This is a genomic window from Reinekea blandensis MED297 (assembly GCF_000153185.1).
GTDB lineage: Bacteria > Pseudomonadota > Gammaproteobacteria > Pseudomonadales > Natronospirillaceae > Reinekea > Reinekea blandensis.
Genome location: NZ_CH724149.1, coordinates 1089440 through 1101900 on the forward strand (window position 1 = coordinate 1089440; position 12461 = coordinate 1101900).

Annotated in this window: 13 protein-coding genes; 12 read left to right on the forward strand and 1 reads right to left on the reverse strand. The window is 52.6% G+C overall.

The window, feature by feature from the left end:
- The 11 genes from MED297_RS05080 to MED297_RS05130 form a co-directional block, all read left to right on the forward strand.
- A partial coding sequence (locus tag MED297_RS05080) for a M48 family metalloprotease (protein ID WP_040556455.1) occupies window positions 1-1229 on the forward strand: 1229 nt, incomplete at its 5' end.
- Window positions 1230-1409: 180 nt separating this feature from the next.
- A complete protein-coding gene (gene rpsF, locus MED297_RS05085; protein WP_008042913.1) occupies window positions 1410-1829 on the forward strand; it encodes a 30S ribosomal protein S6 in 420 nt (139 codons plus the stop codon).
- 14 nt (window positions 1830-1843) lie between these two features.
- A complete protein-coding gene (gene rpsR / locus MED297_RS05090) occupies window positions 1844-2071 on the forward strand; it encodes a 30S ribosomal protein S18 (protein ID WP_008042915.1) in 228 nt (75 codons plus the stop codon).
- A gap of 21 nt (window positions 2072-2092) precedes the next feature.
- Window positions 2093-2950: a DUF2232 domain-containing protein gene (locus tag MED297_RS05095; protein WP_040556456.1), complete on the forward strand. Its 858-nt coding sequence runs from the start codon at window positions 2093-2095 to the stop codon at window positions 2948-2950.
- A gap of 10 nt (window positions 2951-2960) precedes the next feature.
- A complete protein-coding gene (rplI, locus tag MED297_RS05100) occupies window positions 2961-3410 on the forward strand; it encodes a 50S ribosomal protein L9 (protein ID WP_008042921.1) in 450 nt (149 codons plus the stop codon).
- Between the two features lie 187 nt (window positions 3411-3597).
- Entirely contained in the window at window positions 3598-4998 is a 1401-nt protein-coding gene (gene dnaB / locus MED297_RS05105; protein WP_050762863.1) for a replicative DNA helicase, read from the forward strand.
- On the forward strand, window positions 4995-6071 hold the full coding sequence (gene alr, locus MED297_RS05110; protein ID WP_008042924.1) for an alanine racemase: 1077 nt from the start codon (window positions 4995-4997) through the stop codon (window positions 6069-6071). Before dnaB ends, alr begins: the two co-directional genes overlap by 4 nt.
- A 599-nt stretch (window positions 6072-6670) precedes the next feature.
- Window positions 6671-8161 carry a malate dehydrogenase (quinone) gene (gene mqo, locus MED297_RS05115; protein WP_008042926.1) on the forward strand — a complete coding sequence of 497 codons (1491 nt, stop codon included), beginning with the start codon at window positions 6671-6673 and terminating at the stop codon, window positions 8159-8161.
- A 196-nt stretch (window positions 8162-8357) separates the two neighbouring features.
- Entirely contained in the window at window positions 8358-9647 is a 1290-nt protein-coding gene (locus tag MED297_RS05120) for an NCS2 family permease (RefSeq protein WP_040556672.1), read from the forward strand.
- Between the two features lie 61 nt (window positions 9648-9708).
- Window positions 9709-10239, forward strand: coding sequence for an adenine phosphoribosyltransferase (locus MED297_RS05125; protein WP_008042930.1), 531 nt, complete (start codon window positions 9709-9711; stop codon window positions 10237-10239).
- Window positions 10240-10361: 122 nt separating this feature from the next.
- Window positions 10362-11084, forward strand: coding sequence for a CPBP family intramembrane glutamic endopeptidase (locus MED297_RS05130; protein WP_008042932.1), 723 nt, complete (start codon window positions 10362-10364; stop codon window positions 11082-11084).
- Here the strand turns inward: MED297_RS05130 and MED297_RS05135 are convergent, their stop codons facing one another.
- Entirely contained in the window at window positions 11085-11519 is a 435-nt protein-coding gene (locus MED297_RS05135; protein ID WP_008042933.1) for a c-type cytochrome, read from the reverse strand.
- Between the two features lie 169 nt (window positions 11520-11688).
- Here MED297_RS05135 and ung point away from each other — a divergent pair, with 169 nt between their 5' ends.
- Window positions 11689-12390: a uracil-DNA glycosylase gene (ung, locus tag MED297_RS05140; RefSeq protein WP_008042934.1), complete on the forward strand. Its 702-nt coding sequence runs from the start codon at window positions 11689-11691 to the stop codon at window positions 12388-12390.
- The last annotated feature ends 71 nt before the right edge of the window (window positions 12391-12461 follow it).

The following is a 12461-nucleotide window of genomic DNA, read 5'->3' on the forward strand; positions in this document are numbered from 1 at the left end:
TCCTGGCTGGCGTGGGTTACATTGGCGTGCTGGTTGGACGCATGATTAAAGCGGCTGTGTCCCGTCAGCGAGAGTATCTGGCTGATGCCAGCTCCGTACAATTTACCCGGAACCCGGATGGACTGGCGGGTGCCTTATACGCTATTAAACAACGTGCGGAAGGGTCACAGTTACAGCACCGTCACGCCGAAGATATGTCGCATTTCTGTTTTGGCGAAACGGTCGCCTTGTCGGACCGGCTGGCAACACATCCGCCAGTACTGGAGCGCATCCGTCGCATCAATCCGAACTTTGTCGCGAAGGCGCGAACCAAAGAGCGGCAGACCGAAACGGCTGAGCAGAGTATCGCCAAATCGGCTCCGGACGCTTTTCAATCGGCCCTGGCGGCCTCAGGTGTGGCCGCTATGGCCGGGCAGGTGACGCCGGACCACGTGGCCTATGCGCAAAAGCTTTACCAGCACATTCCCGTCCAGATGAAAAACTGGGTGCATCAGTCTGTAGGTGCCCGGGCATTCCTGTATTGTCGGGTCATGCTGGGCAGCGATGAAGGCCAGCGTCAGCCACTGCTCGATGTGATTAAGCGTGATGACGCCGAGGTGCTGGAGGTCATGAAGAAAATGTGGCCATTTGTGATGCAGATGGATGAACAGCTGCATTTGCCGTTGCTGGAGCTGCTGATTCCGACGCTCAAACGCATGACTGAAACCGATCGGGTCATTTTGCTGGACCGACTGCAGCAACTGATTGAACTGGATGGCCGGGTGGATTTTTCTGAGTGGGTCACCGTTTCATTGATTCGCCTGAGGCTGCAACCAAGCGTTCGTAGTCAGCAGAATCTGCTGAATGATCTGCACAAGTTTAAAGGCGCTTTAGCGGTGTTGTTCGGTGTTTTTGTCAATTTGAGCCGGGATCGTTCCGCGGCTGAAGCCTCCTATCGGAGTGTCTGTGGGCAACTGGACCTGGCTGTAGAGTCGGTTCCGTCGTTGACCGAAATCGGCTTTGATCGGCTCGATCAGGCGCTCGAACTGTTGGATTCCGTAAGCTTTATGTGGCGTGGCGTCATCTTACAGGGCTGCGCAGACATCATTCAGGCGGATGGCGAAGTTGGGTTTCGCGAGTATGAGGCGCTCAGAATCATTGCTGAGTGTCTGGACAGTCCGTTACCGGTGCTGATGATCGGGCTTTCGGAGGCAGACCCCAGAGATGCACCGATCCCTTACACCCTGTGAGCTTGAAACCGACGAATGACGCCGGTTTTGGTTGATTATTGGTCGGTGTTTCATTAGAATGCGCGCCCGCTGCCCGTACTGGGTAGTGAAACGTTGAGTGACGTCTTTAGTTCGTCACTTCACTCCTTACCTTGCTGTGTGGTTTCGGCACAGGAGGTTGTTAACCCGAAAGGAGCATATATGCGCCATTACGAAATCGTTCTGCTGGTACATCCTGACCAGTCTGAACAGGTCCCTGCAATGGTCGAGCGTTACACAACGGTTGTAACCGACGCAGGTGGTACTGTTCACCGTAACGAAGATTGGGGTCGCCGCCAGTTGGCTTTCCCGATTCAGGATCTTCACAAAGCACACTACATTCTGCTGAACGTTGAAGTTTCTGATGAAACCATCGACGATCTGAAGACCACTTTCCGCTTTAACGATGCGATCTTGCGTAGCCTGATCATGCGCCGTAAAGATGCCGTCACGGAATCTTCTCCGATGATGAAGTCTGTCGAAGCTAAGAAAGCGAAAGAAGAAGCTCAGGCCGCTGCACGCGCACCGCGCACTGAAGAAGCCGAAACCGAAGCTGCTGATTCATCAGCTGCTGAAGAATAAGGGGAGCAAACACTATGGCACGTTTTTTCCGCCGTCGTAAGTTCTGCCGCTTCACTGCAGAAGGCATTACTGAGATTGATTACAAAGATGTTGACCTGTTGAAAGGTTACATCACTGAAACTGGCAAGATCGTACCAAGCCGTATCACTGGTACCAGCGCGAAATATCAGCGTCAGTTGGCGACTGCCATCAAGCGCGCTCGCTACCTTGCCTTGTTGCCTTACACAGATTCACATAAGTAAGTCTGTGTAAGAGGAGGATGAGTGGTGCTGGGACTTGCGCGTTATGCGATGAGAAGCCCTCTGCACACCGGTATCCTCGCAGCATTATTTGCTGCAGTACCGATGCTGTATGTAGTCAGTGCAGCATTGGTGGCCTTAACCACGCTCAGGCATGGTTTGTCTCAGGGGACACGCGTACTGGCGTTGGCTCTGATAGGCGGACTGGTGTCCTGGCAGATCACGGGTCTCCCGTTGTTCTTTGTGGTATTGGTTCTGTCGACGTTGTTAGGAGCGGTGCTCCGGACGACGCAGAGCTGGAGTCGAACCCTGCTGGCCGGGGCGGTACTCGGACTGGTGTTTGCCATTGTGGTTCAAGCGCAGTTCGGTCCGCAGTTCAGCGCGCTGATTGATTCGGTGTGGCCGTTGTTTTCGGTCAATGTTGCTGATGATGTTGAGCAGCGTCTGTTAGCGGCCATTAAGTCAGTCGTTGGGTATCTGGCGATGAGTTCGCAGCTGTTTGAGACGATTCTCGCATTGCTGCTGGCTCGATACTGGCAAGCCGGGCTTTATAACCCGGGAGGACTTAAGGCAGAAATGCACGCGTTGCGTTTCACTGTACAGGAAGTTGTTCTGCTGAGCCTTGCCGTACTTCTGGCAATGTTCATTCAGCCAGCGGCCTTAATGCTGTTTAGTATTCCGATGATTGTTGTCGGTATGGCAACCGTTCACGGAATAGTGGCGAAGTTAACATTGGGTGGACAGTGGTTGGTGGCACTATATATTGCCCTGATCATGTTCCTTCAAATCATTGTACCGTTGCTGATTGTGCTGGTGCTGGTGGATAGTTTCTTCGATCTTCGAAGTCGAATCCGCCCGGACTCAGAATCAGATAACGAATGAGGTAAGCGAGATGGAAGTTATCCTGCTTGAAAAAGTTGGCAAGATGGGTGTGTTGGGCGACACCGTAAACGTTAAAAACGGTTACGCGCGCAACTTCCTGATTCCAACAGGTAAAGCCGTTCCTGCAACTGCAGACAACGTTAAATATTTTGAAGATCGTCGTGCTGAACTGGAAAAAGCAGAGGCTGAAAAGCTGTCTACTGCTCAATCCCGTGCAGATCAGCTGGCGGAACTGGAACTGACTGTTACCGCTAACGCGGGCGACGAAGGCAAGCTCTTCGGTTCTATTGGTCCACGTGATGTTGCTGACCTGGTCACCGCATCTGGCGTTGAGATCGAAAAAGCCGAAGTGAAAATGCCGGAAGGTCCGATTCGTGAAGTTGGCGAATACGACATTACGGTTCAGCTGCACGCTGACGTTCAGTCTTCTGTGCACATTATTGTGGTTGCAGAAGCCTGATCACTCAGGTCGATCACGACTGACACCTTGTCGGTCTGAAGAAAAGCGTACTTCGGTACGCTTTTTTTATGCCTGTGTTTCGCCAATCGGAGTAAACGAGCGAGCGTCAGGCTTTAAGACCCGGTGAAATACCCGGCGTTTCTCTGTAAACTTATCCGCTCTTTGACTAATGGCCCGTAGCGTTTTTATGACCGAGCAGTTTGATGATGACCTGTTGAGTGCGCCGGATGATCTGCATCAGATCAAATCGCCGCCGCATTCTTTAGAGGCCGAGCAGTCGGTGCTTGGCGCCCTGATGGTGGATAACCAGCAGTGGGATAACGTGTCGGAAATCCTCATGCCGGACGATTTCTATCGCAATGAGCACCGGCAGCTTTATCGGATGCTGATGAAGCTGGCTGAGGCGAACTCGCCAATGGATGTTATTACCCTTGGTGAAACGCTGGAAAAAGAAAAGCTGCTCGAAGCGGTGGGTGGCATGGTCTACATCACCGAGTTGGCGGAAAATACACCGTCGATCAGTAACCTGGTCGCGTACGCTAAAATCGTTCATGAGCGCAGCCTGTTGCGACAGCTCATTACGGTGGCTAACGATATTGCCACCAATGCTTACGATCCCGGCAGCCGCAAGGCCGAAACCATCTTAGATGAAGCCGAACGTGCGGTGTTCCGAATTGCGGAAGAACGCCCGAGTCAGGGTGGGTTAGTGCACGTCAATCCACTCGCCGATCAGGCGCTGGCCCGGATTGAAGAACTTTCAAAGATGGACTCGGACATCATCGGTATTTCCTCCGGGTTCACGGATCTCGATAAAAAAACCAAGGGCTTCAAAGGTGGTGAGCTGATCATTGTCGCGGCGCGCCCGGCGATGGGGAAAACGACGTTTTCCATGAACCTGGTAGAAGAAGCCATCATGAATCAGGACAAGGCCGTAGTCGTCTTCAGTCTTGAGATGCCCGCGGAACAGCTGTTGAACCGATCCTTTGCGTCGCTTGGTCGAATTGATCTGGGGCGGGTGATTACCGGTAAGTTGAATGACGACGACTATCCCAAGCTGGTCAAAGCCATCAACCTGCTGAAAGACAAAAAGCTGTTCATTGACGATACCGCAGGTTTGTCACCTTCGGACATGAGATCGCGTCTGCGCCGGTTGGTTCGTGAACACGGCGAGGTCGGTATGATCATGGTCGACTACCTGCAGTTGATGCAGATTAAAGGCTTCAGTGAAGGGCGTACCAACGAAATCTCGGAAATTTCCCGATCACTCAAAGGCCTGGCAAAAGAGTTTAATGCGCCGGTGATTGCCTTGTCTCAGTTGAACCGATCGCTTGAGCAACGTCCCAATAAACGTCCAATCGCATCAGACTTGCGGGAATCCGGGGCGATTGAGCAGGACGCCGACCTGATTATGTTTATTTATCGTGATGAGGTTTATAACGAAGACTCGGCGGACAAGGGTACCGCAGAGATTATCATTGGTAAGCAGCGTAACGGTGAAATCGGGACGGTACGTCTGTCCTTCCAGGGCAACCACTCCAAGTTTGGTGATCTGGCACCGGAATATGTTGGAGCGTATGACAACGAATGAGTCGAGGTACCCGCGCACTTATCAGTCGTTCGGCATTGACGCATAATCTGGGTCGGGTCCGTCATTATGCGCCACAGGCGAACATCTGGGCGGTTATTAAAGCGAATGCCTACGGGCATGGAGCGGATGTTGCCGCCGAAGCCTTAAGTGCAGCTGATGGTTTTGCTGTATCGTCTCTGGATGAAGCCATCGCGCTGCGCGATAGCGGTGTTAGCCATCCGATTTTACTGCTTTCCGGTGTCACCCAGGCAGATCATTGGGCCGAAGCCGCCGCCCTGGGTCTGCACTGTGTTGTGCACAGCCGTACTCAGGTTGAACAAATCAGGACTCAGACACTGCCATCACCGCTGTCGGTTTGGTTGAAGATCGATAGCGGCATGCATCGACTGGGCTTAACGCCCGAGAATGTGCCGGCAGCGTTCAGCGCACTGTCACAGGTAAGTAATGTGTCGGTTATCGGAGCTCTGACACACATGGCCTCAGCTGACGTGCCCGAGCGTGATAATGCTACGCGTCAGCAGTTTGAGGTTTTTCAAGCGGCCAGTCCGGCAACTCTGCAGACCAGCGTTGGAAACTCAGCTACGATCCTGCGACATGCCGATTGCGTTGGCGACTGGGTGCGTCCTGGGATCATGCTTTATGGCGCCACGCCAACGACTGAAGCCTCCGCGGCCGATTATGGTTTGCAGCCGGTAATGGCTTTTGAGGCGCCGGTCATTGCTGTGCGCGACATCGCCGCTGGAGAATCGGTCGGTTATGGCCATCGCTGGCAGGCATCCCGGCCCGCGCGTATTGCGACATTGGCAGCCGGCTACGGAGACGGCTATCCGCGTCACGCGCCGGATGGCACCCCGGTTTGGCTCGGTGGACAGCGGGTACCGATAGCCGGAAGAGTCTCAATGGATCTGATTACCGTGGATGTATCGTTGCTATCCGAGGAGGTTAAGGTCGGTGATATGGCTCAACTCTGGGGGCCGGAACTGCCGGTTGATGACGTGGCCGAGCACATCGGCACCATTGGCTATGAATTGCTGACCCGGCTGTCATTGCGGGTGCCTAAGGTCTTTGTCTGAACTGCCTACCATGCTTGCCCAGCCTTTAGTGTCCGATATGAAACGCATGGTCGATCAACAACTCTAAACAGACTTATTTCCGTTTTACCTTCTCAACGCTCCACTACATCAATACCGCAGCAGGTTTCTATCATTCTGGGTGATGTTGAATGCCATCCCGTTGGCTGATCTGGCCCTGTTTGAGCTTCTGCATCGATGGGGTATACCATGGTTTTAACCGGAAAATGAGAAGTCAGCCGGCCGCCATGGATCAGGTTTCGGAACGAGTGAAGCCCCTAATACTAATGGATGAAACGGTACCGACTTCAGGCGAGTAGGGTGCAGGAACCGGGTAAGCACCTGATTTTTCGTGTTTTTTGTATTGCCTCATCTGAAACCTGGTCGATTTCTAAGCAATATCCATACTGTGGATGCTCGCTATTTATCCGGTGGTTCAAGACATTTGTGCCTGTGTCAGTATAATCCGCGAGAATATGAGATTCAGGCATATTTCTACCCGAAATAATTGTCTTTGGGTAACCGGTCGGTGATCAGATCGCTGACATCGCGCGTATCACTCTGGTTATCGACCCCATTCATACAAGTCAAAGGGTTTTCGCATGTCCGTCAAGTCTGTTGATGTCTTATTAGTCGGTGGTGGTGTCATGAGCGCCACGCTGGGCGTCCTGCTGAAGCAATTGGACCCGAGCATGAAGATCATGCTGGTCGAAAAAAATGAAAAGGTGGCGCTGGAAAGTTCTGATGGCTGGAACAATGCCGGGACCGGTCACGCGGCCTATTGCGAGTTGAACTACACCCCCGAAAATCCGGACGGAACGATCAGTACCGAAAAGGCCGTTGCGATCAATGCCGCCTTCGAAGTGTCGTTGCAGTTCTGGTCGTACCTGGTTGATCAGGGCTTCTTTCCTGACCCAAAGCACTTTATCAACCGCACACCTCACCAGAGTTTTGTCTGGGGAGAGAAAAATGTCGAGTTTCTGCGTAAGCGCTACGAAGCGTTGAGCCAATTGCCTCTGTTTGAGGCGATGGAGTTCAGCGACGATCCGGCTGTATTGGAGCAGTGGATGCCGCTGGTCATGCAGGGTCGGGATCCGAAACAGCCGGTTGCCGGTACCCGCGTGAAGCACGGTGCGGATGTCGACTTTGGTTCTATTACCCGGGACCTGATCTACAACCTGGAAAGACAATCGGACTTTGATCTGTTGGTCAGTCATGAAGTCCGTGATTTCCGCAAGCGAGGCGATCAGCGCTGGTCGGTCGCGGTGAAAGATCGGATACAGGGTAAGACAACCTATGTGAATGCGAACTTTGTGTTTCTTGGTGCGGGTGGCGGCTCACTGCCATTGTTGCAAGCCTGCGGTATCGAAGAGGGCCTTGGCTATGGTGGCTTTCCGGTCAGTGGCCAGTGGTTGGTCTGTAAAAAAGCGGACATCGTTGAGCAGCACAGCGCTAAGGTTTATGGCAAAGCGCCGATTGGTGCACCGCCCATGTCGGTTCCACACCTCGACACCCGGATCATTGATGGCGAGAAAGCCTTGCTGTTCGGACCCTTTGCCGGTTTCACCACCAAGTTCCTTAAACAGGGGTCGTTTTTCGATCTGATCAAATCGGTACGACCGAATAACCTGCTGCCGATGATGCGGGTCGGTTTGCGCCATACGGATTTGACCCGGTATCTGATCAGCGAAGTCATGCAATCTCATGAAGATCGAGTGGAGTCGTTACGGGACTTTTTCCCGGATGCCCGTATTGAAGATTGGCAATTGGCTATTGCCGGTCAGCGAGTGCAGATTATCAAGAAAGATCCGAAACTGGGCGGAAAGCTGGAGTTCGGTACCGAAGTCATCACCTCTAAAGATGGCTCTCTGGCCGCATTGTTGGGAGCATCTCCCGGTGCCTCAACCTCCGTGAACACCATGGTGGGTATTCTTGAGCAATGCTTTAAGGAACGCCTGGCCACTGAGGCATGGCAGAAGAAAATGAAAGAAATGATTCCCTCCTACGGTGGCGACCTGATCAATGATGCCGATCTGTTAGCGAAAGTGCGTACTCACACTCTGACATCGTTGCAGTTAGCACCAGAGAATTGATCCGCCCCTCTGTTCCTGCTGTCATACTATGGTAAAATTCTGCGAAAACCGGCCACTTGGTCGGTTTTTTGCATTTATGGGATGCGAAAAGCTGACTTAACGGTTAGATCTTAATATAACAGCGGCGGGAACTGCTGAAATTATAATCACCCGTGCTGACAGGGAGTTCATGTCGGGTTTATTCAAGGTTGTCACTATGCTAGAAAAACTTTTTAAACTGAAGGAGCACGGAACCACCGTCCGCACTGAGTTGCTTGCGGGTCTGTCGACCTTCTTAACGATGGCATACATCATTGCTGTAAACCCCGGTATCTTGTCTGAAGCCGGCATGCCGTTCGACGCGGTGTTCGTTGCAACCTGTATCGCGGCGGCATTGGGTACGGCCATTATGGGGCTTTGGGCGAACTATCCGGTTGCTCTTGCACCAGGAATGGGCTTAAACGCCTTTTTCACCTTTGGTGTTGTGCTCGGAATGGGGCAGAGCTGGCAAGTGGCTCTGGGCTGTGTGTTCTGGTCTGGTATCGTCTTTTTCCTGATGAGCGCGTTCAAGATCCGCGAGTGGATCATCAACGCGATTCCGGCGTCTCTGAAAACCGGTATCTCTGTCGGTATTGGTCTGTTCCTCGCGATCATTGGTCTGCAGAATGCGGGTATTGTTGTCGATGATCCGGCCACACTGGTTGCTCTGGGTGATGTGACCTCATTGCCGGTGATTCTGACTTTTGTCGGCTTTGTTCTGATTACTGCCTTGCATCAGCGCGGCGTGATCGGTTCTGTTGTCATCGGTATGGCGGTCGTTACCATCATTGGTGCTTTGTTTGGTCTGGTTCAGTTCAACGGTGTTGCCAAAATGCCAACAGGGTTGAGCGCCACCTTCTTTCAACTCGACATCATGGGTGCGCTGGAAGCCGGCTTGTATGCGGTGATTTTTGCGTTCCTGTTTGTAGACCTGTTTGATACGTCCGGAACCCTGGTTGCAGTGGCACAAAAAGGCAATCTGGTTGATAAGGATGGCAAACTGCCACGCCTGGGTCGAGCGCTGATGGCCGACAGCACCGCCTCTGTTGCGGGTTCACTGTTGGGTACTTCGACGACAACGTCGTACATCGAAAGCGGCGCGGGTATTGCTGTTGGTGGCCGCACGGGTCTGACGGCGCTGACCGCCTCGGCTCTGTTCCTGCTGGCCTTGTTCTTCTCGCCGCTGGCACAGATGATTCCGGTCTTTGCTACGTCTGCAGCGCTGATTTTCGTAGCGGTCTTGATGGTTTCTACCATCACGAATGTTGCCTGGGATGATTTGACGGAATCTGCTCCGGTTGTCATTACGGCGGTTATGATGCCGCTGACTTACTCGATCGCTGAAGGCATTGCGATTGGCTTTTTAACCTACGCGGCCGTAAAACTGGTCTCTGGTAAAGGTCGTGACGTCAATATCAGCGTATATGTTATCGCAGCGCTGGCGCTGTTGAAGTATATTTGGCTCTGATTTTTAAGCCACAGACAGAGCAGGCCGGAATCATCCGGCTTTGCTCTCTATCAGGACCTCTATGTTTGATCCAAAACCCTTTATCCGTACCGTACCGGACTGGCCAAAAGCCGGTGTTCAATTCCGCGATATTACTACCTTACTTTCCGACCCTAAGGTCTTCCGACAGTTGATTGATGCGTTTGTCCATCAGTATTTCGATGTCGAGTTTGATGCGGTCGTGGGTATTGATGCGCGAGGATTCATTTTGGGCGCGCCCATCGCTTATGAGCTGAACAAAGCTTTTATCCCGGTGCGCAAGAAAGGCAAGTTACCTTTTGATACCTATGAAGAATCTTATGAATTGGAGTACGGCAGTGCCGAAGTGCAGATCCATGCAGATGCACTGGCGCCTGGCCAGAAAGTGCTGGTCATTGACGATTTAATCGCAACGGGCGGTACCTTGGAGGCCGCCTGTAAGCTGGTCACCCGCTCTGGTGCTCAGATTGTCGACTGTGCCGCGATCATCGATCTTCCGGATTTGGGCGGCAGTCGTCGTATGCGAGAGCTCGGGCACTCCGTTTTCGCGTTATGTGAGTATGAAGGGGATTAAACTAATCCCTGGTATTGTTTTTTGATACTCTGAGTCTTTCATCGTGCTACGTTTTCTGTGGCGCTTTTCACCGTAAGATCAGCACAACATACTGCGTGAATGCAAAGACTGACGAGACACGCATGACTCTCAACTCAAGCCGGGGTTCCCCGGCTTTCAAAAAAACTCTGGCCCTACTTGGTTTTCTGTTGATCGCGCCCGTACCAACTCTCGGGGTTTGGTTCGCAGCATTTGAATCCTCCGATTCGTATGGCGCGGTGTTATGGGTAGCGGCTAAAGTCTGGCTATTATTTGTGCCGGTGCTCTGGTGGCGATGGGTTCAGAAGCAGCCAATTGCCGTTCCGGCCCCATCCCGGCGAGCGCTGACCTGGGGCGCAGGCTCCGGTTTTCTGATGGCGGTGGGCATTTTTGGTGCGTATTGGCTGCTGGCCAGGCCGGTCATCGACTTCACCGCATTGGCGGGGTTGATGGCGAGTTTTTCGCTGGATTCAGTTTGGACCTATCTGGGTTTGGTGGTGTACCTCACCTTGGTGAACAGTCTGGTGGAAGAATATGTGTTCCGCTGGTTTATGCAGGTGCAACTCAATGCATTGATGCCAGCGATTGCCGCGGCGGCGGGATCGGCCGCAGTGTTTACCTTGCATCATACGGTGGTATTAGCGGCGTACATTCCCTGGGGGTTCAATGTTTTGGCCAGTCTTGGTATTTTTCTGGGAGCAATGATCTGGTCTTGGATGTATCGAAAGACCGAGAATCTATGGAGCGCCTATATCAGCCATATCGGCGCTGACATAGGCGTGTTTGCAATTGGTTATCACGTGCTTTTTGTCGCTGGAAGCGCTTAATCAGCGAGCGCGGAACTTCCGGTGACAACCGCTGCAGTTACTGGATACTTCCCGATACGCGCTGGCAAACGCCTCTTCATTATCGATTTCAGCCAAGTCCATTGCGGCGGTTTCCATAGACATGGCGTATTCGCTGAACGTTTCCCAGTCGGACCAGATCGCTTCTTTTGCATCACTGGCATCGCTGGTGCTGCCTTCCGGAAACATCTCCAGAAGACTGCTGCCAGAGTGTTCGGCGATGGTATTGGCGCTGTTCATGACGGTTGTCAGGTCAAAATCCGCACGACCGCGAGAAATGGCGACCAGCGGTTTGTTGGCATCCCCGATGGCGCTCATAGCATCCATACGCTCTTTGACGACCCCGGTCGCGTCGGCATGTGCAAGCACGGCAACGCTGAGCAGCCCAGCGCCAATTACAGTTAACGGTTTTTTCATTGGTATACTCTCTCCTTTGCTGACTTTGTCAGTGTAAAGCACGGTCTGTCGACAAGTCAGTCTTTGCGAATTGTTTGCAACAACAGACCCAGTAAAGCAATTCTCGCACCGTTGGCCGGTCAGATTATTGATAGAATCGTCAAACCCGTTTCTCAGGAGCCGACTTTACGTGATTTTTAATACCTTGACCTCTCAACATTGGCAAACTGAACTGCGGACGCGTGTCGAGCCTGCCGTGTTGCAGGAACTGTCACAGTTTCTGCAACAGCAGATCAATCAGCAGAAAACCATCTATCCGCCGGAACCCTTATGGTTTGAGGCGCTGAACCGAGTCAGTCCGGATCAGGTGAAGGTCGTCATACTTGGTCAAGACCCTTACCACGGCCCCGGCCAGGCACAGGGACTGAGCTTTTCTGTACCGGCAGACCAAACCATACCTCCCAGTCTGCGCAATATCTTCCGTGAACTGTCAACGGATCTGCAGATTGATAACCACTGCGGTGATTTGACAGTTTGGGCCAAACAGGGGGTCTTGCTGTTAAACACTGTGTTAACCGTGGAAGCCGGACAGCCAAACAGTCACGCCGGACAGGGGTGGGAGCGCATTACGGACGCGGTACTCGAAACATTGAATGAACAAGCCCAGCCTATTGTTTTTATGCTCTGGGGGGCTCACGCGCAGAAAAAGGCAACTCGCCTTAATGAACGCCGCCATTGCATCTTAACCGCACCACACCCGTCACCGCTTTCAGCACATCGGGGATTTTTCGGTTGTGCTCATTTCTCTCTTGCCAACCGGTTTTTGACCGATCAAGGCCAAAGCGCCATTGATTGGCGGACCGGTGAAACTTCGCAGCCATCGTTGTTTTAAAATCGGGATTCTTAACCTGAACATAAGCTGACGCGCTCAAACATTTAATGTAAATACTGCGGCAAAGAACC